This window comes from Duganella sp. GW821-FHT07G03 (genome assembly GCF_059418605.1).
In genome coordinates this window covers 61,499-84,665 of the sequence record NZ_JBWKQE010000007.1, presented here as the reverse complement: position 1 = coordinate 84,665, position 23,167 = coordinate 61,499, and the positions used below count along the sequence as shown (strand labels likewise).

21 protein-coding genes and 3 tRNA genes are annotated in these 23,167 nt (G+C 60.8%); 17 read left to right on the top strand and 7 right to left on the bottom strand.

The genetic code is table 11. The features are described 5' to 3' along the window. The first annotated feature begins 5 nt into the window (after positions 1 to 5). The 8 genes from tolQ to AC07OK_RS11505 all read left to right on the top strand — a co-directional run bounded on the left by tolQ (position 6) and on the right by AC07OK_RS11505 (position 5,019). Positions 6 to 698 (top strand): protein TolQ, encoded by a 693-nt coding sequence (gene tolQ, locus AC07OK_RS11540; RefSeq protein ID WP_116989447.1) that lies wholly within the window; start codon positions 6 to 8, stop codon positions 696 to 698. A 15-nt stretch (positions 699 to 713) separates the two neighbouring features. Next, entirely contained in the window at positions 714 to 1,151 is a 438-nt protein-coding gene (locus AC07OK_RS11535) for an ExbD/TolR family protein (protein WP_217945598.1), read from the top strand. 48 nt (positions 1,152 to 1,199) lie between these two features. Then, entirely contained in the window at positions 1,200 to 2,084 is an 885-nt protein-coding gene (tolA, locus tag AC07OK_RS11530; RefSeq protein ID WP_494690439.1) for a cell envelope integrity protein TolA, read from the top strand. Next, the gene (gene tolB / locus AC07OK_RS11525) at positions 2,084 to 3,358 is read left to right on the top strand and encodes a Tol-Pal system beta propeller repeat protein TolB (RefSeq protein WP_494690438.1); all 1,275 of its coding nucleotides are present in this window, start codon (positions 2,084 to 2,086) and stop codon (positions 3,356 to 3,358) included. Before tolA ends, tolB begins: the two co-directional genes overlap by 1 nt. Positions 3,359 to 3,387: 29 nt before the next feature. After that, entirely contained in the window at positions 3,388 to 3,918 is a 531-nt protein-coding gene (pal, locus tag AC07OK_RS11520) for a peptidoglycan-associated lipoprotein Pal (protein WP_494690437.1), read from the top strand. 107 nt (positions 3,919 to 4,025) lie between these two features. Next, entirely contained in the window at positions 4,026 to 4,781 is a 756-nt protein-coding gene (gene ybgF / locus AC07OK_RS11515) for a tol-pal system protein YbgF (protein WP_494690436.1), read from the top strand. A 57-nt stretch (positions 4,782 to 4,838) separates the two neighbouring features. Further along, a tRNA-Lys gene (locus AC07OK_RS11510) sits at positions 4,839 to 4,914 on the top strand. Positions 4,915 to 4,943: 29 nt separating this feature from the next. Next, a tRNA-Lys gene (locus AC07OK_RS11505) sits at positions 4,944 to 5,019 on the top strand. 121 nt (positions 5,020 to 5,140) lie between these two features. Here AC07OK_RS11505 and AC07OK_RS11500 read toward each other — a convergent pair. Beyond that, the gene (locus tag AC07OK_RS11500; protein WP_494690435.1) at positions 5,141 to 5,413 is read right to left on the bottom strand and encodes a DUF6447 family protein; all 273 of its coding nucleotides are present in this window, start codon (positions 5,411 to 5,413) and stop codon (positions 5,141 to 5,143) included. Between the two features lie 150 nt (positions 5,414 to 5,563). On the opposite strand from AC07OK_RS11500, the gene AC07OK_RS11495 reads away from it, so the two are divergent. Together AC07OK_RS11495 and AC07OK_RS11490 are read left to right on the top strand one after the other, a co-directional pair. Further along, positions 5,564 to 5,639: transfer RNA gene (locus AC07OK_RS11495), tRNA-Lys, on the top strand. Between the two features lie 224 nt (positions 5,640 to 5,863). Next, complete coding sequence (locus tag AC07OK_RS11490; protein WP_494690434.1) at positions 5,864 to 7,873, top strand: di-heme-cytochrome C peroxidase; 2,010 nt, start codon at positions 5,864 to 5,866, stop codon at positions 7,871 to 7,873. A gap of 280 nt (positions 7,874 to 8,153) precedes the next feature. Here AC07OK_RS11490 and AC07OK_RS11485 read toward each other — a convergent pair whose 3' ends face one another. Together AC07OK_RS11485 and AC07OK_RS11480 are read right to left on the bottom strand one after the other, a co-directional pair. Beyond that, a complete protein-coding gene (locus AC07OK_RS11485) occupies positions 8,154 to 8,447 on the bottom strand; it encodes a BrnA antitoxin family protein (RefSeq protein WP_494690433.1) in 294 nt (97 codons plus the stop codon). Then, complete coding sequence (locus AC07OK_RS11480) at positions 8,407 to 8,679, bottom strand: BrnT family toxin (protein ID WP_494690432.1); 273 nt, start codon at positions 8,677 to 8,679, stop codon at positions 8,407 to 8,409. The genes AC07OK_RS11485 and AC07OK_RS11480 overlap by 41 nt, the downstream gene beginning before the upstream one ends. Positions 8,680 to 8,922: 243 nt before the next feature. Between AC07OK_RS11480 and AC07OK_RS11475 the strand changes: the two genes are divergently transcribed. The 5 genes from AC07OK_RS11475 (at position 8,923) to AC07OK_RS11455 (ending at position 13,998) form a co-directional block, all read left to right on the top strand. Further along, on the top strand, positions 8,923 to 10,755 hold the full coding sequence (locus tag AC07OK_RS11475) for a sel1 repeat family protein (RefSeq protein ID WP_494690431.1): 1,833 nt from the start codon (positions 8,923 to 8,925) through the stop codon (positions 10,753 to 10,755). Between the two features lie 338 nt (positions 10,756 to 11,093). Beyond that, positions 11,094 to 11,810: a hypothetical protein gene (locus tag AC07OK_RS11470; RefSeq protein ID WP_494690430.1), complete on the top strand. Its 717-nt coding sequence runs from the start codon at positions 11,094 to 11,096 to the stop codon at positions 11,808 to 11,810. A 7-nt stretch (positions 11,811 to 11,817) separates the two neighbouring features. Next, the gene (locus tag AC07OK_RS11465; protein ID WP_494690429.1) at positions 11,818 to 12,285 is read left to right on the top strand and encodes a hypothetical protein; all 468 of its coding nucleotides are present in this window, start codon (positions 11,818 to 11,820) and stop codon (positions 12,283 to 12,285) included. A gap of 208 nt (positions 12,286 to 12,493) precedes the next feature. After that, entirely contained in the window at positions 12,494 to 13,252 is a 759-nt protein-coding gene (locus AC07OK_RS11460; protein WP_494690428.1) for a penicillin-insensitive murein endopeptidase, read from the top strand. A gap of 278 nt (positions 13,253 to 13,530) precedes the next feature. Next, a complete protein-coding gene (locus AC07OK_RS11455; RefSeq protein WP_494690427.1) occupies positions 13,531 to 13,998 on the top strand; it encodes a RidA family protein in 468 nt (155 codons plus the stop codon). Positions 13,999 to 14,018: 20 nt separating this feature from the next. Here the strand turns inward: AC07OK_RS11455 and AC07OK_RS11450 are convergent, their stop codons facing one another. From AC07OK_RS11450 to AC07OK_RS11440, 3 genes are read right to left on the bottom strand one after another with little or no spacing between them, the layout of a single operon-like run. Continuing rightward, complete coding sequence (locus tag AC07OK_RS11450; RefSeq protein WP_494690426.1) at positions 14,019 to 16,559, bottom strand: EAL domain-containing protein; 2,541 nt, start codon at positions 16,557 to 16,559, stop codon at positions 14,019 to 14,021. Beyond that, the gene (locus tag AC07OK_RS11445; protein ID WP_494690425.1) at positions 16,556 to 16,933 is read right to left on the bottom strand and encodes a response regulator; all 378 of its coding nucleotides are present in this window, start codon (positions 16,931 to 16,933) and stop codon (positions 16,556 to 16,558) included. The genes AC07OK_RS11450 and AC07OK_RS11445 overlap by 4 nt, the downstream gene beginning before the upstream one ends. A gap of 13 nt (positions 16,934 to 16,946) precedes the next feature. Beyond that, complete coding sequence (locus AC07OK_RS11440; RefSeq protein ID WP_494690424.1) at positions 16,947 to 18,284, bottom strand: sensor histidine kinase; 1,338 nt, start codon at positions 18,282 to 18,284, stop codon at positions 16,947 to 16,949. Positions 18,285 to 18,621: 337 nt separating this feature from the next. Here AC07OK_RS11440 and AC07OK_RS11435 point away from each other — a divergent pair, with 337 nt between their 5' ends. After that, positions 18,622 to 20,724 (top strand): TonB-dependent receptor plug domain-containing protein, encoded by a 2,103-nt coding sequence (locus tag AC07OK_RS11435; protein WP_494690423.1) that lies wholly within the window; start codon positions 18,622 to 18,624, stop codon positions 20,722 to 20,724. Here the strand turns inward: AC07OK_RS11435 and AC07OK_RS11430 are convergent. Continuing rightward, a complete protein-coding gene (locus AC07OK_RS11430) occupies positions 20,707 to 22,116 on the bottom strand; it encodes an aminotransferase-like domain-containing protein (protein ID WP_494690422.1) in 1,410 nt (469 codons plus the stop codon). The two genes, AC07OK_RS11435 and AC07OK_RS11430, sit on opposite strands and share 18 nt — an antisense overlap. A 112-nt stretch (positions 22,117 to 22,228) precedes the next feature. Here AC07OK_RS11430 and AC07OK_RS11425 point away from each other — a divergent pair, with 112 nt between their 5' ends. Further along, entirely contained in the window at positions 22,229 to 23,164 is a 936-nt protein-coding gene (locus AC07OK_RS11425) for a DMT family transporter (RefSeq protein ID WP_494690421.1), read from the top strand. Positions 23,165 to 23,167: the final 3 nt, after the last annotated feature.

The window sequence follows — 23,167 nt, the reverse complement described above, 5'->3', positions numbered from 1 at the left end:
CATACATGAACGTCACCCAAGACCTCTCTTTCCTGTCCCTCATCACCAACGCCCACCTGATCGTGCAGTTGATCATGGCGCTGCTGTTCGTCATCTCGCTGACCAGCTGGACCTACATCTTCAGCAAGATGTTCGCGGTGCGCTCGGCGCGCCGCCTGACCATCGAATTCGAGAAAACCTTCTGGGCCGGCGGCAACCTGCACGCGCTGCACCAGAACGCCGGCAAGGACCGCGCCAACAGCGGCCCGCTGGCGCGCATCTTCGAAGCCGGCATGGGTGAGTTCATCAAGAGCAAGGCCGCCTACACCGCCGCGCGCGAAAGCATGGACGCCGGCGCGGTGCTCGACGGCGCCCGCCGCGCCATGCGCGCCGCCTTCCAGCGCGAGATGGACGTGCTGGAATCGCACCTGGCCTTCCTGGCCTCGGTCGGTTCGGTGTCGCCGTACATCGGCCTGCTCGGCACCGTGTGGGGCATCATGAACGCCTTCCGCGGCCTGGCCAATGTGCAGCAGGCCACCTTGGCCGCGGTCGCCCCCGGCATCGCCGAGGCGCTGATCGCCACCGCCATCGGCCTGTTCGCGGCGATCCCGGCCGTGGTGGCGTACAACCGTTTCGCCCACGATATCGACCGCCTGGCGATCCGATTCGAAAGCTTCGTCGAAGAGTTCTCCAACATCCTGCAACGTCAGTCGCGTTAAGAAGGCAGAGCAATCATGGCTTCCTCTTTTTCCAGCAGCATGCGCGGCGGCCGCGGCCGCAAGTTCAAGTCCGAGATCAACGTCGTGCCCTACATCGACGTGATGCTGGTGCTGTTGATTATTTTCATGGTCATGCCCTCGGCCAATGACCCGAGCGTGGTCGACCTGCCGAGCGCCGAGCGCTCCACCAAGCCGCCGAGCGACTATGTGCAGGTGATCATCAAGCCCAACGGCGCGCTGTCGATCGGCGTCAAGGGCAAGGGTGAAGAGGCGCCGGAAACCGCGCCCAACCGCGACGCGCTGGTCAAGAAGCTGCGCACCATCCACACCGACCATCCCGACTACCCTGTGCTGATCGCCGGCGACAAGGAAAGCAAGTACGACGACGTGATCCAGCTGATCTCGGAAGCGAAGAAGATGGGCATCACCCGGGTCGGCTTGTCCACCAAGTAAATCACAGTGCATACGATGAAACCCGCAACGGCAGGCGGCCCTTACAAAGTGCCGCGACAAAATGAAGGCTGGCGCTCGATCGCGCTGGCGGCGGCGATGCACGCCGTGCTGTTGCTGTTCCTGTGGGTGGGCGTCAGCTGGCAGAACAACGAGCCGACCACGGTGCAGGCCGAGATCTGGGACATGAAGGTGCAGGAAGCCGCGCCGGCCCCGCCACAGGTCAAGCCCGAGCCGGAACCCGAACCGGAGCCGACCCCGGTGGTCAAGACCGCCCCGCCGAAACCGGTGGAAGCGCCGCCGACGCCGAAGGAACCGGACATCGCCCTGGAACGCCTGAAGGCGAAGAAAAAACTCGAACAGGAAAAACTCGAAGCCGCCAAGGAAGCCAAGCTGAAGAAGGAAGCCGAAGAGAAGCAGGCCAAGCTGGACGCCAAGAAACTGGCCGACAAGAAGGAAGCCGAGCAGAAGCTGAAGGACGAGAAGGAACAGGCCGAGAAGGACAAGAAGAAAGCCGCGCTGGCCGACAAGGCCGCCAAGGAAAAAGCCGAGAAAGCCGACAAGGCCGCCCGCGACAAAGCCTACGCCGCCGAGATGAGCCGCATCACCGGCAACGCCGCCAAGGGCAGCACCGGCACCGCCGCCACCTCGACCGGCGGCAAGGTCGACGGCGGCTACCAGGCGGCGATCCGGGCCAAGATCAAGAGCAACCTGGTCTATGGCGCGGTCGACGATACGCTCAGCGCGACCTACCAGATCACCCAACTGCCGACCGGTGAAATCATCGGCGTGCGCAAGATGAAGAGCAGCGGCTCTGCCGCTTACGATAGCGCGATTGAAAACGCGATTGCCAAATCGTCACCACTGCCCAAGAAAAAAGATGGTACGGTAGAGCGCGAGTTTGTCGCCGATTTCAACATGAAGGATATGCACTGATGAGCACCATGAATAAACTGAACCAAGTGATCCTGTCCGCCACGCTGGCGCTGGCCGCCAGCGGCGCCTCGGCGCAGATGCGGATCGAGATCTCCGGCGTCGGCAGCAACCAGATCCCGGTCGCCGTGGCCGGCTTCGCCGACGAGAACATCGCCCCGCAACAGATATCCGCCATCATCAAGGCCGACCTGGAGCGCAGCGGCGCCTTCAAGCTGATCGACGCCGGCGTGATCACCAGCATGAGCAACATCGACTACGGCACCTGGAAATCCAAGGGCGCCGACGCGCTGGTGGTGGGCACCGTGGCCAAGGCGGCCAGCGGCGACTACGAAGTGCGCTACAAGCTGTTCGACACCGTCAAGCAGAGCGAGCTGTCGCAGCTGAACGTGTCGCGCGCGCCGCAGTTCACCCGCCTGACCGCGCACAACATCGCCGACGACGTGTTCCTCAAGCTGACCGGCATCCGCGGCGCCTTCTCCACCCGCATCGCCTACGTGAAAGAATACGACAAGCGCCACTACGAGCTGCTGGTGGCCGACGCCGACGGCGACGGCGAACAGATGGCGCTGCGCTCGAACGAGCCCATCATCTCGCCGTCGTGGTCGCCGGACGGCACCAAGGTGGCCTACGTGTCGTTCGAGCAGAAGAAGCCGGTGGTCTACGTACAGAACCTGATCACCCGCGCGCGCACCGTCATCGCCAACGAAAAAGGCAGCAACTCCTCGCCGGTGTGGGCGCAGACCGGCAACAAGCTGGCGGTGTCGCTGTCCAAGGACGGCCATACGCAGATCTACACCGTCAACGCCGACGGCGGCAACCTCAAGCGCGTTTCCAACAGCGCCGGCATCGATTCCGAAGCCAACTTCGCGCCGGACGGCAGCATCTACTTCATGAGCGACCGCAGCGGCGGCCCGCAGATCTACCGCATGAACGGCGACGGCGGCGAAGCCAAGCGCGTCACCTTTGCCGGCAACTACAACATCAGCCCGCGCGTGTCGGCCGACGGCAAGACCCTGGCCTACATCTCCCGCCGCGACGGCAACTACCAGCTGTACGTGATGGACCTGGCCAGCGGCCAGGAACAGCGCCTGTCGGACAGCACCGACGACCAGTACCCAAGCTTTGCCCCGAACGGCAAATACATCATGTACGCCACGCAAGCCGGAGGCCGCAAATCGCTGGCTGTGGTGTCGGTGGATGGACGTGTAAAACAACGCCTGACCACTCAGGCGGGCAACATCAAGGAGCCCACCTGGGGTCCATTCATGCAGTAATTTTTAGCCTTCATCACTAGGAGAATCAAATGCGTAAACTCAGCAGCTTAGCCTTTATCGTCACCACCGCCGCCATCCTGTCCGCTTGCTCGACTCCGGTCAAGATCGCTGAGCCAGCGAAAGTGGAAGAGCGTCAAGTCGAACAGAAACCACAGCCGCAGCCGGACACCCGTACCGTCGCTCCGGTCGAAACCAAATCGCTCGATCCGCTGGACGATCCTAAAGGCGTGCTGGCCAACCGCAGCGTGTACTTCGACTTCGACAGCTACGTCGTGCGCGACGACGGCAAGCCAGTGGTGGAAAACCACGCCGCCTACCTGGCCAAGAACAAGGCCCGCTCGATCCTAATCCAAGGCAACACCGACGAACGCGGCGGCGCCGAGTACAACCTGGCCCTGGGCCAGAAGCGCGCCGAAGCCGTGCGCAAGGCGATGACCACGCTGGGCGTGCCAGAGTCGCAAATCGAAGCCGTATCGCTGGGCAAAGAAAAGCCTAAAGCCTCCGGTTCGAACGAAGAAGCATGGGCGCAAAACCGTCGTGCAGACATCGTCTACAAGTAATACAAAGCACTACCCTTTTGCCGGGTCACAGGCATAATACGGGGCGGCGCGCGGGTAACACTGCGCCCCGCCCCGTTTCCTTTTAGATTTGTGTGAAAGCGCCCGACATGATGAAACTCTCCAAATCCGGCCTGAGCGCCGCCCTGCTGGCCGCGCTGACCTGGCTGCCGCTGCAAGCCCATGCCGGGCTGTTCGACGACGACGAAGCCCGCAAGGCGCTGCTGGACCTGCGCTCCAAGGTCGAAGCCATACGCGCCGAGCTGAACGCCCGTATCGACACCAAATCCGACAAATCGAGCACGCTGGACCTGGTCTCGCAAAACGAAATGACGCTGCAGGAAGTGGCCAAGCTGCGCGGCCAGATCGAAGTGCTGAGCAACGAGCTGTCCAACGCCCAAAAGCGCCAGAAAGACTTCTACGTCGACCTTGACGCGCGCCTGCGCAAGCTGGAGCCGCGCGAAGTGACCATCGACGGCAAGACCGCCCAGGTCGACCCGAACGAGCAGCGCACCTATGAAGCGGCGTGGAAGATCTTCACCTCCGGCGACTACAAGGCGGCCGGCACGGCGTTCAGCGAGTTCGTGGCGCGCTATCCGGGCTCGAGCTATGCGGCCAACGCGCAGTACTACCTGGGCAGCTCCTACTACGCCCAGCGCGACTGCAAGGGCGCGATCACGGCCCAGCTGCAGGTGTTGAAGAACTACGCCGACAGCCCGAAGGCGCCGGAAGCCATGCTCAACATCGCCAGCTGCCAGGCCGAACTGAAAGACAAGGCCGCCAAGAAGACCTTGCAGGATCTGATCAAGGCCTATCCTGACTCGGCGGCAGCGGTCACGGCAAAAGAACGCCTCGGCGGCAAATAATTACCCGGGGGTATTTGACAGCAAGACTCATTACCCCCTATAATCTCGCTTCTTCGGGGGTCGTTAGCTCAGCTGGTAGAGCAGCGGACTTTTAATCCGTTGGTCGCAGGTTCGAATCCCGCACGGCCTACCACTCGAAGAAAACCAAGGTGTTGCACCTTTGGGTCGTTAGCTCAGCTGGTAGAGCAGCGGACTTTTAATCCGTTGGTCGCAGGTTCGAATCCCGCACGGCCTACCAAGAATTATCAAGGAAGCCCACGAATTTACGTTCGTGGGCTTTTTTGTTTCTGGTCACGATGAAGGATGCAGCCGCCCCAACGGCTGAATAGCGGCAGCGCGTTCGCGCCGTACAAAAAATCTTACGCCGCTACGGCATCGACCTTCGGCTTGCGCGGGGCGCGCGGCTTTTTCGGTTTCTCTGCAGGGGCAGCGGCCTCGCGACCTTTGACCGCTTCAATCAGGGCATTGGCATAGGCGTTGCGAGCGGTCTGGGCGAATGCAGTTTGTTGCTGCAAGCGGGCCAGTTCAGCGTCGACAGCCAGGATGTTGGCGGCCTGAATCCTGGCAGCATCGTTCAGGTTGGCGGAGGCGTAGGAGGTGCCATTGATTGTAATGTATTGCGGTAAAGTCATGTTCTTCCTTGATTATCGTATCCGGGCCGGAAATCCCAGTCGGCCATGATTGTATGTCTAACCGGCACACCTCGCCAAGGGCGCCTGCGTCTTCCTGCGACATTGGGAGCTTGTCAGATTCCATTCCGCGCATTATGATGCTGGCCCCTTGGGTCGTTAGCTCAGCTGGTAGAGCAGCGGACTTTTAATCCGTTGGTCGCAGGTTCGAATCCCGCACGGCCTACCAAGATTCATCAAGGAAGCCCACGAATTTCGGTTCGTGGGCTTTTTTGTTTCTGCTCGCTCTCTGCCCCCTCCCCCCCCCCCGCGCGACCTACATCAAATTTTCATCCTCCCCACTCCCAATCCAAGTGTAGTATGAGATAACTTTCTTTTTTTACAACCAACGCGTCGCACGGAGGCCACTTGACCATTTTTCGTCGTTTATGCAAGCACTGGCTCGCTAGCATCATGCTCATCGTGCTGCTGGTGATCGCTGTTCCGCCGCTCATCGTTTCCTTGTTCGCCCATTTCGAGGCATCGGACTCCGATCCGGGTAGGGGCGCCGCGCTGGTCTCGCAGGACGTGTTCGGCGACAACTTCACCAAGGTGAGCTATCTCGATCAAAATTGGAAGCCCGAGGACAGCCTGTGGTTCTACACCACCACGCAGGGCTCGAACCTGCTGCCGTACGACTTCTTCATGGTGCTCGAACGGCTGGGCAGCATGACCCTGTTCAGGGCCAACGAAAACATGAACCGCTTCCGCTACCTGCCGCAGCGCGCCACGGCCTCCAATCCCGACGCACTGCCGGTCGGCTTCGTCAAAGACGGCTACCTGAACAAGAACTACATGGGACTGACCTGCGCTGCCTGCCACACGGCGCAGATCAACTACCGCGGCCTGGGCATGCGCATCGACGGCGGACCAAGCGGCGCCGATATGGTCGGCTTCCTTACCGAGCTAGCCATGTCGATGACAGCCGTGCGGGACGATCCGGCGGTCCAGCAGCGCTTCGTCAAGGCGGTGCTGGCGCGCGGTGATTACGCGAGCGCCGACAAGGTGATCGAGGACGTCCGGGTCTACACCCAGCGCTTAATCAGCTACAACATCATCAACCATAGCGCGACCGACTACGGCTACGCACGCCTGGACGCGTTCGGCCGCATCTACAACCGGACCCTGGAACACCTGCTTAACCGCACGCAGCTCGAAGACGTCCTGCGCAACATCCTCAGCGCCGAGGAAATCACCGAGACGCTGGCCGGGATAACGGGCAACACACTCAGTTCGGCCGAGCGCGACCTGGTCATCCAGCGGGTGGCAAAAAACCCCGGCAACATCGACAAGCTGAAGAAGGAGCTGTTCATCAAGGCCGACGCGCCCGTCAGCTATCCTTACTTGTGGGATGTGCCCCAACATGACGTGGTGCAGTGGAACGGTCTCGGCAACAACGCCGGCCTGGGTCCGCTGGGACGCAATGCCGGCGAAGTGATCGGCGTATTCGGCGAACTTAACTGGCACGAAGCGAACGAATATTCGCTGCGCGCGCTGCTGGCGGGCGAAGGCCTCAAACAACGGGTTCTCCACTTCGACTCCTCCGTCAACGTGGAGAACCTGCGCCACATTGAGAGCCGACTTGCTTCGATGCAGTCGCCACAATGGCCGACTACGGTGTTCGGCACCGCCTCTATCGACACGACCAGGGTCAAGCGCGGCGAGCGCCTGTTCAACCAGCACTGCGTTCAATGCCACGCCGGTATCGAGCGCAACTCGCCGGCACGGCGCATCGTCGCTTACATGGCGAAGGTCGAGGACGTGGGGACCGATCCCACCATGGCCGACAACAGCGTCAAATACCAGGGCTACTCCGGCATCTTGCGCAACGAATATGTGGGCGCCGGCGTGGGCAACATTCTGCTCAACACGAAAGCGCCGATCGCAGCCCTGCTGACCAAGGCCACCACCAGCGTGCTGGAAACACCCGATCCCGACAAGTCTTTCCTGCGGCGCTGGGCCGAATGGCTGCGCAATATGGCCAAAGCCTTCTTCGGCAACGAGATCCAGCCATCAAACAAGAACGGCAGCTATACCATCGACACCACTATTGCCCCGTATGCATCTCTGCATGCCTATAAAGCGCGCGCCCTGAACGGTATCTGGGCCACAGCACCCTATCTGCACAACGGCTCCGTGCCGACCCTGTACGACCTGCTGCTGCCGGCTGCATGTCCGCCCGACGATAAAAATGCCGAGTGCCGGCCAAGCACTTTCCAGGTCGGATCGCGCGAATTCGATCCCGTCAAGGTGGGAATGAAAAGCGAAGGCTACGCTGGCTTCACCTACGACACCCGGCGCCCAGGCAACAGCAACGCCGGCCATGAATACGGCACGACCGCCACCGTCAAGAACGGTCAAACCGTGGCGCCGCTGAGCAAAGAGGACCGCCTCGACCTGCTCGACTACCTGAAGACGCTGTAAGGGCTCAGCGCGCATTTCCGGTCTTGCCATGTCGCAGCAGGGTCCGTATCATCGCGGCCCTTGGGGTCGTTAGCTCAGCTGTTTGGGCAGCGGACTTTTAATCCCTTGGTCGCAGGTTCGAATCCCGCACGGCCAACCAAGATTTATCAAGAAAGCCCACCAACTTCGGTTCGTGGGCTTTCTTGTTCCTGGTCGCTCTCTGGTCACAGCGGGAGCACCCTCCCCAGCGCGCTGAGCCACGAATGCGAATTCCCGGCGTCCCCGCGAGCCAAGCCAGATTTCAGCGGGATCTGAGCCATTCCTTCAGTGCGTCATTCATGCGTGTCTGCCAGCCATCGCCGGTGGCCTTGAATGCCGCCAACACCTCGGCGTCGAACCGGATAGTCGTGCTGACCTTAGTCCCGCTTCCCGCAGGCCGGCCGCGCCGTTGCCCTGCTGCCGCTTGCGCCTCATTGCGGGACACGATTTTGTCACCAATCCGCCAGACGCCCTTCTCAAAAAACTCGTCTGTCAGTTCCGGCGCGTCGTCCGGGTCAACCCACGTCTTGGTCGAATTTTGCGATTTCACGCTCATTTGCTTTCCTCATACTGATGATTCTTCGCGCCCGACCACGCGGCGTCCAAACGACGACAACGACCCGCCCGTCGAGATAGCCAACCGTCACATGGCGAAGCTCGCCGTAGTCGACGCGGTTGTCGTCGGTTGTCACGGTAATTCCTTCAAATACTTCCTTGGCACGAGCGAAATCCAAGCCTCTCTCAACAAGCGTCTTGTCACGTTTGTTGGGATCGAAGGTAAGCCTCATGGATTTATTGTAGTAACAAATAATATCGAATACCAGCAGTATTCATCATGCCTTATATTAGATTCGCGGCTGAAACAATTCTATCGCTGAAACCAGCCCTATCAAACATAGTGCGCCCCTTCAAATAACGCCTCTCTTGCAATGACTTTTGCGCAACCTGATCGGCACATTGTCCTTCCAAATTTACGAATGCCGACGTAGTCTATTGTTACAACTCAACAACTCAGCGGAACAGGAGTCGAAATGCTAACGTTTAACATGCGCCGTAGCATTCCCTCCTGGCTAGTAGCCCTAGTAGTCGGCTTGCTCCTGCTGCCTCTGTCAGTGCCGACAAGTGCGGCTAACTGGGACGCGGACCAAATTTGCAGCTTGCCCTCCCAGCGGATCAGACTACTCGACAAAGATCGGAATATTGTTGCCGTCGTTTCAATAGAGCAGATCCGTAGCATTGTCCAAGTCAAAAACCGGCTGGCCACCAACGCTGGCATCAATCCTACTCTTTTGATCATTGACGGGAATATGCCAAACGCTTTTGCCAGCAACGCGTCTGGCACGAACGTCATTGGATTCAATATTGGTATGCTTCAGCTTATTGGTTCCGATATGAGCATGGCGGCCGCAGTTGTGGGGCATGAGATGGGCCATTTGGTAAAGGGGCATTTACAAGAAAAGAAAGACAGGGATGCTGCGATAGGTGCCGCCACCTTCCTCTTGGGACTTGCCCTCGATTACAAGATTACGAAACGCACCGGAACGCAGTCCAATGTTGGCCAGAACACGGCGGCACTTGGCTCAACGCTGGTGTCATATAAATTTGACCGCGACCAAGAGCGCGAAGCCGATGCGCTCGGCGTCAGCTGGATGTACGCTGCGGGCTTCGATCCCAATGGCGCGACTCGCCTGTGGCAACGCCTCACCTCCAGGGCAATTAGCTTCCTTTCCGACCACCCTAGTTCATCCGAACGGCTCGAAAATATTCGGCAACAAATTGCCGCGTTCACTCCGCGCCAGCAACCTTACATTGCGGAAAATCCGGCACCGCAGGTTCCAGCAGTCACCCTAGCGACGAGCAGGACGCCAACAACCTTGTCTGAATTTAGAGAGAGCACTTCACAATCGGACGGCCCCGTCGTCTTAGGCCTTACGGCATTCAGGGAACGTCGATTTACTGACGCGTTTAATTTCGCCGCCCAGGCTGCGGAGAATGCAGATCCTCGCGGGCAACTTGGGCTTGGATTTCTTTACTTCAGCGGACTCGGCACTGCAAAAAATTATATCAAGGCTGCAGAATACTTCAAACTAGCAGCAGCACAAGAGAGCGCCAGCGCAAATACTTACCTTGGAATCATTTACGAAAATGGCTACGGAGTACGGAAGGATTTTTCCGAGGCCGCAACATATTACGGCAAAGCCAGCGATGCTGGCTTCCCGCCTGGAATGGCCCGACTCGCTGAACTAAAACTATTTGGCGCTGGAACACCGAAAGATGCTGTCGGCGCGGTCGCTCTCGCGCAACGAGCCATTGTAACAAACGACGTGATAGCGAATTTTGTCTTGGGAAGTGCCTACCTTGATGGCGTTGGTATCGTCCAGGATTTTGGTTTAGCAAAGAAATATCTCAATGCAGCCTCGCTGCTTGGTTTGACCTCTGCCGATAACAAGTTAGGGGAAATGTATGCGCTAGGGCGAGGGAGCTCGCAAGATTATCCAGAGGCCGCACGCCTCTTTAAGAAAGCAGCGCTTAAAGGCAATCCCTCCGCGAAAACGAATCTCGGCTTTCTCTATTTGCGTGGATTGGGAGTCCCGCGTGATTATGAAGAAGCAAAACGATTATTCGAAGAAGCATTCCGATCAGGACAAGTGATCGCGCCGTATGGTCTAGGATTAATATTTCGCGATGGATTGGGCGTTACCGCCGATAAAGCAAGAGCGCTCGCATATTTTGACTACTCGTCTAAAAATGGCTATCTGACCGCGACACGCCTTCACGATGAGCTAGCAAATAAACTTTCGGAATCAGATCTGGAGCGCTCAAAAAAAATATATCAAGAAATTGCCGCCCTAGCCGGCATATAAATAGCCACGTGCCGAATTGGGACTGCGCCGAAGGCGCCGTCCCAATATGCGCAATCGGCGGCGTTTCCATAGTTCGTTTGACAGCGGCCACATCGGCCAGAAATAGACCAGCCGTCTTTCCGCGCAATCAATCAAAAAGCCCTGCCTCGCAATAACGCACTCGCGCGATCACTCATTCCGTCCTGACCGTCAAAACCGGACCGCGATCCGCGGATTCGAACTCCGTGGCTCTGAGTTCATTCCTGTAAGAAATCAAACAGCGCTCAGTTGAGCCCCCACAACCTGAACTGCGTTGAACTACCTATCCTAAGAACTCTCACTAGGAAAAGGTGCCACATATGACTTCCGCCACAGCCGTGAAAGATGCCGAAGATAGGGCCTCGTTCGAACAATCAATGAAGGCTCTGGAGAGTCAAATAGGCAATATCGGCGTACATGTAACCGTCGACTCCACAACGCGTCTTGCCTATGCCCGCGAAATAAAGGCGATGGCAAAAAAACTGGAAAGTGATGCGCTGTTAGGAAAAATCAGTTGGACTGACGCCGCAAAGCAGGCGCAGGAAACCAGAAATTTAATCATGGAAGTCTTCCGCAGGCGAAGTACGCCAGTAGGCAGAGCTATGGCGGAAAAGCTCAAAATCAAAGGCTACTCGTTGAATGAATTGGTGGCTCGCCATACCATGCTGAATTTTGGAGAGAGTGCGATATTTAAAAATCTGCCCTCGTCAAAAAAAGATATCGTTTATGCATCGATAGTACGATCTGCCGGACAGTCCAACACAAAAGTTAGCGCGGTCATGTCCCGTCTTTCATATGCAGGGCGCGGCCTCATAGTTATTTCGGTCGCCATCTCGGCATACAATATCGCAACTTCGACGGACAAGCTCTCCGCCGCAGGGAAGGAGCTCGTTTCTGCCAGCGCGGGTGTTGGGGGCGGCATTGCAGGAGGAGCGCTGGCCGGCCTCGCATGCGGGCCCGGCGCTCCCATTTGCGTCACAGTGGGGGCATTTGTCGGCGGCACGCTAGCGGCTTTCGGCATCAGCTTTATTTGGTAGGATTTGCGTGAAACGACTTTCCACTTCCGAATTTTCGATTCGCTTGATCGGTTCGCCCTTCAGCGAGGGGATGCCACAGAGTGAGCTGGTCGTGGGCGGAAAGCCAACTGGCAAGGTTGTTGACGGCGCTGTGCTTGAGGCGGCCCTAAGGTGGGAAGATTTTCTACTCGTCCTAGTTACCGACAACATAATGCACGAGGAAACGCTTCGTATTTACCTGCTCGACACCAACTTCGAGGTGGTGGATTCCGCGTGGTTAGGATCAATGTATGCAACCGGAGTTTTTTCGCTCCTCGAGCTGCAACCGCCTAACAAAATTCGTTTTCTCTTTTTCGGCGGCACGGATTGGACCTTGGAGCTGTTGAATAAGCAAACCTTCGCGCTCCCATTTTCCGAACCTCGCGGCGTACACCGTCCGTTCAAATTTCATCGGCGCTTCAAGATAGACGGCAATCCTCAACCTGAATCACGCTGATGAGTGCGACCTGGCCGCTCTGATGAGATAGTTCCATGTGCAGACAAATTGATGACAATACCAGTCAATGCAATGTGTCCCATGCCCACATTCATCGAAACGAGGACGACTTCACCAGTATTTGCAACCGATAGGGACCGCCCCCGTGAGTAAGCAAGCCAACGCGCAAACATCTAATCGGCGCATCAGAGAACTGGAATCCAAGCCCATGGCAGCGAATCCCCCCTTTACCGCTGCCTGGGCCAGACGACCTCGCACGCAACTCAGGTGCTTTATTCTGATATCCACCGTGCTGTTTGCACTTCCGCTGGCGCTCGCCAATGCCAGCACGTGTTACGGCACCCCGGCGAACGGCCGTCTGCAAGACGGCGTGCAGCTCCCTGTGCAGGGCAAGAATTTTGTTCCCTACAGCAGTATCGGAGTCGCGCTGGGGCGGACCTACGTGCATCAAAGCGTCCGCGACATCGTGGTTGCCGCTTACGATGCTGTGTACCTGGCCGCACCAGACAAACGCTTCATGTACGGCGAAACAGGACTGGCCGCCGGCGGTCCATTTAAGCCGCATCACACTCACCAGTCCGGACTATCGGTCGATTTCATGGTGCCGGTCCTCGACGGCAATAACCAGCCCGCGTTGCTGCCGTCGACCGCGATGAATAAGTTTGGCTACGGGCTTGAATTTGACGCGAACGGCGTGCTGGGCAATCTGCATATCGACTTTGAAGCCATGGCCGAGCACCTACACCAGTTAGCCGACGCAGCAAAAAAACACCACGTGACGATTGCACGGGTGATCTTCCAAAAAGAACTCGCGACACGACTGTTCCAGACATCCCGTGGTCGCGATCTGCGCACCACCCTGCCCTTCATGAAAACCACGCCGTGGGTCAGGCACGATGAACACTATCACGTGGACTTCTCACTTCCGTGCCGCCCACTCGACGCCTACCGCAAGCCGTCGACCTAGATGACGCCCCCCGCTACGCGCGAAAATTCTGGCAAGGCAATCGTCATCAAATGGGGCACTACTTTCACACATTTTAATTAAAGCCAGAACGGAAATCTCATCAGCGGGGATTGGTGGAAGCAGCTGGCGCCCTCGCAAGCTTGGCATGTGGTCCTGGCACATCGGCATGGGTGACAAGCCATCGCACTTCCCCTCGCTTTTCAGGTCCAATCTAGGTATAACTCACATTGTCGCTTCGACATCAATCCGCAGCACCTGTCCATCAAAGGAGAAACGAAATGCGTCACATCATGCTCACCTCTTTAAAAGTGCTGTGCGGCGGCTGTATCGCGCTGGCAATGGCAAGTTCGTCGGCCCAGACCGGTACCGGCAAGGAAGCCATCGCAACCAAGGGGGCGCCAGACGCAATCGGCCCTTACTCCCAGGCGATCAAGCTCGGCCAAACGATGTACTTGGCCGGCCAGCTGGCCATCGATCCCAAGACCAATCAATTGATACCTGGCGCAATTGAAGAACAGGCCAAACAAGTCCTGGATAATTTGAAAGCCGTGCTGGCGGCGGGCGGCATGACCCTGGATGACGTGGTCGCGACCACCGTGTATGTAAAAGATCTAAACGATTTCGCCAAATTGAACGCCGTCTACGCGACCTACTTCAAGGACAAGCCGCCGGCACGCGCCACGGTACAGGTGGCGCGCCTGCCCAAGGACGCGCTAGTGGAAATTTCGGCAATTGCGGCGAAATAGACCGATGATTCCAGGCCGCCTCAAGAGCCAGCCACTTCTACGCCTGATATGGCGGGCTTGAGGCGCGGGTGCAGGAACGCCTGCCTGATGCTGCCCAACAGCGCCTCGTGGTCCCACGGCTTGGTGTAGAAGCGGTCCACTGCGCCCCGGTTGACGGCCGCCATCATGTCCTCCAGATTGGTCTCGCCGGACAGGACTATCCGGAAGGTGTCCTGATACATGGCTTTCACCTTGTCCAGGAACTCCGTGCCCGCCATCTCCGGCATGCTCTGGTCGCACAGGATGACATGAATTTCATGCTGAGCCAGCAGCTCGAACGCCTGCGCCGCCGATTGCGCCAGCAGCACACTATATTGCTCGCCGCCCAGTTCGGTTGCCAGCAGTTCGCGCATAAACGGGTCGTCGTCCACGATCAGCAAGGTCTGCCGCGCCATCAGCGGCCTCACCAGCGGATCCAGCGTTTTGCGCAGCATCATCAGCTGGGTGACCTGCGCGGCCGGCAAGGGGCGGCTGATCAGGTAGCCCTGGATCTGGTCGCACTGGTGGCGCAGCAGATAGGCTTGCTGGGCCGGCGTCTCGACGCCTTCGGCGATCACCAGCAGGTTCAGGCTGTGCGCCATCGTGATGATGGCCAGCACGATGGCGGCATCGTCGGGACTGCTGGTCACGTCGCGGATGAAGGCGATGTCGATCTTCAGTTTGTCGATCGGGAAACGACGCAGATAGGCCAGGCTGGAGTAGCCGGTGCCGAAGTCGTCGATCGACACCTTGACGCCACGCTCGCGCAGGTTGCGCAGGCAGACGATGGTACGCTTGGTGTTCATCATGAGCGACGTTTCGGTCAGCTCCAGTTCCAGTAGCCCGGCAGGCAAATCGTTGTCGGCCAGGGCGCGGGCGACATCGGCTTCCAGATCGCCTTCGACGAACTGGCGCACGGCCACGTTGACCGAGACCTGGACCGGCCCGACCTCGCCCAAGCTCCACTGCTTGATCTGGCGGCAGGCCGTCGCGATGACCCAGCTGCCGACCCGAACGATCAGGCCGCTCTCCTCCAGCACCGGGATGAACAGCGCCGGCGCCACCAGTCCATGACCGGGCCTGGCCCAGCGCAGCAACGCTTCCAGCCCGACCACCGCGCCGGTGGTCAGCGATACCTTGGGCTGGTAGTGCAGCTCGAATTCCTCGCGCTCGATGGCCTTGCGCAGCGCGCTCTCCAGGTCCTGGCGTTGCAGGACGTCGACATTCATTTGCGCGGTGAAGAAACGGTAGGTGTTGCGGCCGGCGTGCTTGGCCTGGTACATGGCGGTGTCGGCATACCTGATCAAGGCGTCGGGATCGTCGCCGTCGTCCGGGTGGATCGTGATGCCTATGCTGGCCGTCATGATCACTTCATAGCCCTGCAAGTTGAACGGCGGATGCAGCGCGTCGCGGATCTTGGTGGCGACCTGGGCCGCGCCCTGGTGGCCTTGCTCCATCACCAGTATCAATCCGAACTCGTCGCCGCCCAGCCGTCCGATGGTGTCGCGCATGCGCACGCAGGTCATCAGGCGATTGCTGAACTGGATCAGCAGTTCGTCGCCGATGGCATGGCCCAGGGTGTCGTTGACGTTCTTGAAGTGGTCGAGGTCGATGAACATCACCGCCACCTTCCAGCCTTGCTGGCTGGCCAGGGCGATGGTCTTGCGCAGCGTCTCGTAGAAAAAAGTGCGGTTCGGCAGGCCGCTCAAGGCGTCGTGGTTGGCCTGGTGCTGCAGCCGCTGCTGCGCCTGCTTGCGTTCGGTGATGTCGCGCACCACGCTGACGATGATCCAGTCGTTCCCGGACAACATGGCCTGGCGGCTCACCTCCACCTGGATCAGCGTACCGTCTTTGCAATGCAGCGCCGTTTCGCTCAATGTCGTGCTGGCCTGCCCGGCGATCACGGTATCGTACACCTGTGTCAGTTCTTGGCGCGTGACCGCGCCCAGCGCTACCGGCCCCAGCGCCAGCATTTCCTCGCGGGTGTAGCCGAGCATTCTGCAACTGGTGGCGTTCACCTCGACGAAACGCAGCGAGTCGCGACTCACCAGCATGATGGCGTCGGCGGTGGCGTCCATCGCGGTGCGGAAGCGCTGCAGATCGGCCGTGCGCGCCGCCACCTGCTGCTCCAGCACAAAGCTGTGCTGCTGCAGGTCGCCAAAAGTCTTCAGGCGCAACAGGTTGCGCACCCGCAGCCACAATTCGGTGCGATCGACCGGCTTGGTCAGGAATTCCTCCGCGCCAGCCTCCAGCCCGGCAAGCCGGGCGCCACGCTCGCCGTGCGCGGTGACCATGATGATGGGAATGTTGGCGGTGGCCGGATTGGCCTTCAGGATGCTGGCGACTTGATAGCCATCGATGCCGGGCATCATAATGTCGAGCAGGATCAAGTCTGGCGCCGAATGGGCCACCGCATTGAGCGCTTCCTCACCGCTGGCGGCGCTTTCGGTCTGGTAGCCTTCGGGACGCAGCAGCACCGCCAGCAGGCGGCGGTTTTGCGCTTCGTCGTCGACGATCAGGATGGTGGGGGCAGCGGGGTTCATGCCTTGCTCCCCAGCGGCAGCAAGGCGTCGATCATCGCATACAGCTGGCGATAGCCCAAGGGCTTGGCGATATAGGCGTCGCACCCTGCCTGCCGGCTTTTCTCCTGGTCTTCCTTCATCGCCATCGCCGTCAAAGCGATCACCGGGATGCCCGCCGTCACCAGGTCGCGCTTCAGGATGGCGGTGGCGGCCAGGCCATCCATGCCGGGCAGCTGGATATCCATCAGTATCAGGTCGGGCAACTCGTTGCGGGCGACCATCAGCCCCGCTTCGGCGTCGACCGCGCACAACACGCTGTGGTGCGCATTGCGCAGCAATAACGACGCCAGTTTCATATTTGCCGCGTTGTCTTCGATCACCAATATCCTGGCCATGGGGAACCTCGCTTCATGCCGGATCGGCGAAGTGAGGCGCCGCGCGCAGCGGCAACCAGACCGCGAAGCGCGACCCCTTGCGCTCCGCGCTGGCCACCGCCACCGCCCCGCCCTGCAACTCAGCCAACTGCTTGACCATGGCCAGGCCAAGTCCGGTGCCTTCGAATTTACGCGCCAGGCTGCTGTCGATCTGGCTGAAGGCCTGGAACAGCCGTCCCATATTGTCTGGCGAGATGCCGATGCCATGGTCGCTGACGCAGATTTCAACGAAGTCGCTGTATTCATTGTCAGCCAGCGGGAAGCGGTGCATGGGCCAATCGCCTTCCAGCGTTCCGACCGCGTCGCGCTGCACGCGGCGCGCGCGCAGCTGCACCGGCCCGCCGCTGGCGCTGAATTTGACGGCGTTGCTCAGCAGGTTGTAGACGATCTGCTTGGTCTTGCGCACATCAAGCTGCACGATACCCAGCTCTTCGCCCATGTCGCCCATGTCGAGTTCAAGCCCGATATGCTGGGCCGCCGCTTTTTCCCGGACGATGGTCAGGCTGTTCTGCAGCAGGCTGCGCAAGTCGACCGCCTCCAGCTCCAGCGCCATCATGCCGGCTTCGACTTTGGAGAGGTCGAGGATGTCGTTGATCAGCGATAGCAGGTGCTGGCCGCTGGTGAAGATATCGTCGATGGATTCGTGCTGCAGCGCCGTGGTCTCGCCCATCAGGCCGTCCTTGAGCGCTTCGGAAAAACCGATGATGGCATTGAGCGGGGTACGCAGTTCGTGCGACATCGTGGCCAGGAATTCCGACTTCATGCGGCTGGCGTGCTCCAGCTCGATATTCTTATCCTCCAGCGCCCGCTCGAAGCGTTTGCGGGTCGTGTTGTCGGTCCCGATCAGCAGGTAGCCGATGATGTCGTCATGCGCATTGCGCAGCGCCGTCACCGAGACGATGGCCGGAAAGCGGCTGCCGTCCTGGCGAATATACGTGAGCTCGTAAATATCTTCGATGCCGCGCGAAGCCTTGAACACCAGCGCATCGAAGCCCGGGGCGATCGGCGTGTCCAGTTCTTCGCTCAGCGTGGCGGCGCGCGCGATCAGTTCCAGCGGGTCGGAAATATCGGCTGGCGTGATGCGGTTCAGAACATCCAGCGCCTTATAGCCCAGCATGCGCTCGGCGCCGACGTTGAAAATCTGGATCACGCCCCGTTCATCGGTGGCGATGCTGGAGAAATATGCGCTATTGAAGATCGCATCCTGCAAGGCGCCGGTCTTGAGCAGGCTGGCCTGCCGTGTGTATTCCGTATGGCCGGCCAAAAGCTCGAGGCGGTCGTAACCACCTTTGCCAAATCCTGTCGTATGCATGAACGCCTTCCAGGGCACTGCAACTCAGCATGGGTGTAGCGGCTTACATGACTGCCGAGCGGGCTCGCAGATTGGCGCCGAACAGCGCTGGATAACGAACAGGCCGGTGGCAAGGAGGAGAGAGAAACTGAATATAACAGGATTCGGCCGCGCCGACGCACTACAACGTAACGTGCAAGCGCGACAATTCCTCATTCCCGCGCAAGCAACAACCAGGATAACTTCCTGATGCACTTTGACAACACTTAATTGTTAAAGCGCAAAGCGCCGTGTATTGTGGAGTTTCCGCTGCCGTTCGACTTTCGAGATGAAACCCTTCCTTACCCTGCGCCCCCGCATGACAGACCGCCGCCCAGCCTGGCTGGTCGCCCTGGCCCTGACAGCCTGGCATCCAGCGTCGTTTTCCGCAACCCAGCCCGAGGACGAAGACCTGGCCCTGTACGGCATGGACCGCTCCGCCATCAGCCTGGCCACCGGATCGGCCCAGCCGCTGCGCCGCGCCCCGGCCGTCGCCTCGGTGGTCACGGCCGAGGATATCGCCGCCATGGGCGCAAGCGACCTGGACCACGTGCTGGAAGCGGTGGCCGGCATCCACGTCACGCGCGTGCCGACCATGTATGCGCCCAACTACTTCATCCGCGGCATCGGCGCGGGCGGCGTCACCAATCCCCAGGTGCTGTTCCTGCTCAACGGCCTGCGCATGAACACCGACTTCAACGGCGACAAGGGCAATATGTGGGCCAGCATGCCGCTGACCAATGTGGCGCGCATCGAAATCATCCGCGGACCCGGCTCGGCCTTGTATGGCGCCGATGCGTTTGCCGGCGTCATCAACATCATCACCAAGACGGCCGAACAGATGCCGGGCCTGCGCGTGGGTGCGCGGATCGGCTCGTTCGACGCCCGCGACGCCTGGCTGGAATACGGCCACAAGCAAGACCAACTGTCCATCGCGGCTTTTCTGCAAGTGGGCCGTACCGACGGCGCCGGCACCCTGGTCGAAGCCGATGCGCAAACCCTGAACGACCGCCGCTTCGGCACCCACGTCAGCAAGGCCCCCGGCCCGATGAACACCGGCTATGACGCCTACGACGGCAGTCTCGACCTGTCCTGGCAGCGCTGGCGCTGGCGCACCAACCTGAAGTGGCGCAGCAATGTCGGCACCGGCCTCGGTGTCAATTCGGCGCTCGATCCCGACCACCACGCGCGCAGCGGCTATGCTACCAGCGAGCTGTCGTGGACCGCGCCCGACTTTGCCAACGACTGGAGCGTGGGCGGATCGCTGAGCTATATGTTTTACACCGAACAGACGCCCGACGGCCTGGGGCTGTTTCCGGCGGGCGCGCGCATCGGCGCCAACCTGTTCCCGGACGGCCTGCTCGGCGGCCCCGGCCGCTGGGAGCGCAATCTGCGCAGCTCGGCCTTTGCCACCTACAGCGGCATGAACCGTCATGCACTGCGCCTGGGCGCCGGCCACGACGACCTCTACCTGTACCAGGTCGAGACCCTGAAGAACTTCCTGATCAGTCCGGCAGGGATACCGGTACCGACCGGCCCTGTGATCGACTACGGCCTGATCCAGCCGCACATCCGGCCCCAGCGCCGCAAGATCAACTATGTCTACGTCCAGGACGAGTGGCAGTTCGCCCGCGACTGGGCGCTGACGGCCGGCGTGCGGCATGACGACTATTCCGACTTCGGCGGCACCACCAATCCGCGCCTGGCGCTGGTGTGGGACGCCGACCTCAACGTCACGGTCAAGCTGCTGCATGGGCGCGCCTTCCGTTCGCCCAGTTTCAACGAACAGACCGGCATCAATCCGGTCAACATGGGCAACCCGCAGGTGCGGCCCGAGAGCATCGCCACCACCGAGGCCGCGCTGGCATGGCAGGCGCGCGCCGACCTGTCCGTCAACCTCAGCCTGTTCCGCTATACGCTGAAGGACCTGATCCGCTCAGTGGCGAACCCGGCGCCGGCGCCGGGCGCGACCTACCAGAACAGCGGCGGAACGGAAGGCAACGGCGGCGAAGTCGAAATGACTTGGGAGCTGAACCAGAACCTGCGCTGGCTGGCGAACTACGCGCGCCAGAACGCGCGCGATGCGGCCACCGGCAACGATCCGGGCTATGCGCCGCGCCACCATGCTTATGCCCGCCTGGACTGGACCATCAGCCCAGGCTGGCAATTCAGTCCGCAGCTGAACTGGGTCGCCGGCCGGCGCCGCGCGGCCGGCGACGCGCGCGCCCCGATTGCCGACTACCGCACCATGGACGCCGCCCTCACCCACCCGCTGCCGCACGGCTGGACCGTCTCCGCCACCGCGCGCAACCTGTTCAACGCCGACGCGCGCGAACCCAGCCTGGCGCCGGGGCTGGCGCTGCCCTTCGATATCCCGGTATCGCCGCGCGCGCTGGCGCTGCAGCTAAGCGTCAAGCTTTAACTGTTTTTTCAAAAACGCGTAGATGCGCGGATCATGCGAGTAAGCCACGTTAAAGCGCAGGCAATGGCCGGCGCCGTTGCTGACGCTGAACACATTGCCCGGCGCGTACAGTATGCCGGACGCCAGTCCCGCGCTAGCGATCGCCGACGCATCCATGTCCGGCCCGCCCCGCACCCATAGAAACGGCCCGCCCGCCGGTTCGGCCCACGGCTCCAGGCCGCAGTCGCGCAGCCGCTTGCGCACCGACACCGCGGCCTTGCGCAAGCGCTGCCGGATCGCTTCGGTGTGCTTGCGGTAGCTGCCGTCGAGCAGCAGCTTGCAAATGAGCTGGGCCGACAGTTCGTTGTTGCCAAAAGTGGTGGCCAGCTTCAAGTCCAGCACCGCCTCTATCCACTCCGCCTTGGCGACCAGAAAACCGCAGCGCGTCGCGCCCGACAAGGTCTTGGAAAAGCTGCCGATGTAGATCACGCGTTGCAGCTGGTCCAGCGCGGCGAGCCGCACCGCGGGGCGCTCTTCCAGGTCGGCAAAGGTGTCGTCCTCGATGATGTCGAAGCCATGCTGCCGGCTGAGCAGCAATATCTGGTGCACCACCGCGGCGGCAAAGGAAATGCCGGTCGGATTTTGCAGCACCGCGTTGGTGATGTAGAGCCGGGGCCTATGCCGGGCCAGTTCCAGTTCAAACTGCTGCATGTCCGGCCCGCTTGGCGTGAGCGGAATGCCGACCACCTTGACCCGGTGCGCGCGCAGGCTGGCCTGGAAATTGAAATAACAGGGGTCGTCAACGAAGACCGTGTCGCCCGCCTGCACCAGCAGGCGGATGGCGAGGTCGAGCGCCTGGCTGCCGCTGTCGGTCAACACGATCCCCTCCACCGGCGCCTCGATGCCGCGCCCGCCCAGATGGCGCTGCAACTGCTGGCGCAGCGCGCGGTAGCCAGCCGGTTCGCCGTAGGAGGTCAGCGCGTCGCCCGGTTCCCGCCGCAGCGTGCCCAGCACGCGCCGTATGCCTTCATCGTTCAGGTAGTCGGGCGGCAGCCAGCCGCAGCCGGGACGCAGGGCGTGGCTCGGCAGCTGCAAGGCGTTGCGCAGCATCCAGAATTCATCGACCTTGCGCTGGGGCGTGCTGGGCGCGCGGCCGATCTCCAGCAACCGCCTCGGCGTGGAGACGAAGAAGCCGGACTTGGCCCGCGACACCGCCAGCCCCTGCGCCACCAGCCGGTCATAGGCTTCCACCACGGTCGACTTGGCGACCTGGCTGTCCAGCGCGAAGCTTCGGATCGACGGCAGCCTGGCTCCCGGCGCGAGCTCGCGCGCCGCGATCGCCGCGGCAAAATAGTCGACCACCTGCGCCACCACGCTGTGGCCGGAAACGGCGGATCGGTGGAATCGGTGCATCTGTCATGCTCCTTGTACCAGTACAGTATCGAGTATTGTACCCAATCTGTACCTTATGCGAGCGACGGACGACATCCTAGAATCGACGGCATCTGAACTCTTGGAGTAGGCTGTGCGTACGGAATATCTGAAGGGCATGGCGCTGTGCCTGACCGCCGCGCTGGCGTGGGGCGTATCGTTCCCGGTGATGGGGCAGGCCCTGCTGCGCATGGACCCGTTTAACTTCACGGCGTTGCGCTACGGCGCGGCGGCCGCCATCATGCTGGCGATTTTGTTCTACAAGGAAGGCGGCGCGGCGCTCAAGCTGCGCGGCGAGCGCTATGTGCTGGCCTGGGCGCTGGGTTCCTGCGGCTTTTGCGGCTACGGCTTCTTCATCTTTCACGGCCAGCAGCTGGCCGGACAGTCCGGCGCCCTGTCCGCGTCGGCGATGATCGCGACCACGCCGATGCTGACGCTGGTGCTGAACTGGGCGATCCGCGGCAAGCGTCCATCCGCGGTGGCGTTCGGCTGTATCGGGCTGTCGTTCTACGGTGTGTTGCTGGTGGTGTCCGGCGGCGCGCCGGGCAGCTTGCTGCAGCAGGGCGTCGCCAGCGACTCGGCGGCTTTTCTGCTGCCGGGCGCGGCGTCGTGGGCGCTCTACACGCTGGGCGCATCGTTTTTTCCCGGCTGGAGCGGCTATCGCTATTCGGCGATCACCACCGGCCTGGGCCTGACCACCATCCTGCTGGCCGATTTTTCCCTGCAAGCGCTGGGCTACATCCCCCGCCCCGCCATCACGGCGCTGCCCGCCCTGCTGCCCTACCTGGCCTACATGGTGCTGGTCGCCGGCGTGTTGGCGGTGCTCTGCTGGAACCTGGGCAACAAGATCATCACGCCCACCAATGGCGTGCTGTTCCTTGACGTGGTGCCGCTGACCGCCTTCGCGGTGGAAGCGCTGGCCGGCACGCCGATCGCGGCCGGCCAGCTGCTGGGAGCGGCGTGCACCGGCGCGGCGCTGGTGCTGAACAATCTGTACCAACGCCGGCCGCTAGTGGACTGTAACGGTTAAATT

Bases quoted from the DNA above. Each gene is read 5' to 3' on its own strand.
- tolQ (WP_116989447.1), top strand. From the start codon at position 6: ATGAACGTCACCCAAGACCTCTCTTTCCTGTCCCTCATCACCAACGCC.
- tolB (WP_494690438.1), top strand. From the start codon at position 2,084: ATGAGCACCATGAATAAACTGAACCAAGTGATCCTGTCCGCCACGCTG.
- AC07OK_RS11500 (WP_494690435.1), bottom strand. From the start codon at position 5,413: ATGACTTTACCGCAATACATTACAATCAATGGCACCTCCTACGCCTCC.
- AC07OK_RS11485 (WP_494690433.1), bottom strand. From the start codon at position 8,447: ATGAGCGTGAAATCGCAAAATTCGACCAAGACGTGGGTTGACCCGGAC.
- AC07OK_RS11445 (WP_494690425.1), bottom strand. From the start codon at position 16,933: ATGGCCAGGATATTGGTGATCGAAGACAACGCGGCAAATATGAAACTG.
- AC07OK_RS11480 (WP_494690432.1), bottom strand. From the start codon at position 8,679: ATGAGGCTTACCTTCGATCCCAACAAACGTGACAAGACGCTTGTTGAG.
- ybgF (WP_494690436.1), top strand. From the start codon at position 4,026: ATGATGAAACTCTCCAAATCCGGCCTGAGCGCCGCCCTGCTGGCCGCG.
- AC07OK_RS11455 (WP_494690427.1), top strand. From the start codon at position 13,531: ATGCGTCACATCATGCTCACCTCTTTAAAAGTGCTGTGCGGCGGCTGT.
- AC07OK_RS11430 (WP_494690422.1), bottom strand. From the start codon at position 22,116: ATGCACCGATTCCACCGATCCGCCGTTTCCGGCCACAGCGTGGTGGCG.
- pal (WP_494690437.1), top strand. From the start codon at position 3,388: ATGCGTAAACTCAGCAGCTTAGCCTTTATCGTCACCACCGCCGCCATC.
- AC07OK_RS11475 (WP_494690431.1), top strand. From the start codon at position 8,923: ATGCTAACGTTTAACATGCGCCGTAGCATTCCCTCCTGGCTAGTAGCC.
- AC07OK_RS11535 (WP_217945598.1), top strand. From the start codon at position 714: ATGGCTTCCTCTTTTTCCAGCAGCATGCGCGGCGGCCGCGGCCGCAAG.
- AC07OK_RS11450 (WP_494690426.1), bottom strand. From the start codon at position 16,559: ATGAACCCCGCTGCCCCCACCATCCTGATCGTCGACGACGAAGCGCAA.
- AC07OK_RS11460 (WP_494690428.1), top strand. From the start codon at position 12,494: ATGGCAGCGAATCCCCCCTTTACCGCTGCCTGGGCCAGACGACCTCGC.
- AC07OK_RS11470 (WP_494690430.1), top strand. From the start codon at position 11,094: ATGACTTCCGCCACAGCCGTGAAAGATGCCGAAGATAGGGCCTCGTTC.
- AC07OK_RS11440 (WP_494690424.1), bottom strand. From the start codon at position 18,284: ATGCATACGACAGGATTTGGCAAAGGTGGTTACGACCGCCTCGAGCTT.
- AC07OK_RS11490 (WP_494690434.1), top strand. From the start codon at position 5,864: ATGCTCATCGTGCTGCTGGTGATCGCTGTTCCGCCGCTCATCGTTTCC.
- AC07OK_RS11435 (WP_494690423.1), top strand. From the start codon at position 18,622: ATGACAGACCGCCGCCCAGCCTGGCTGGTCGCCCTGGCCCTGACAGCC.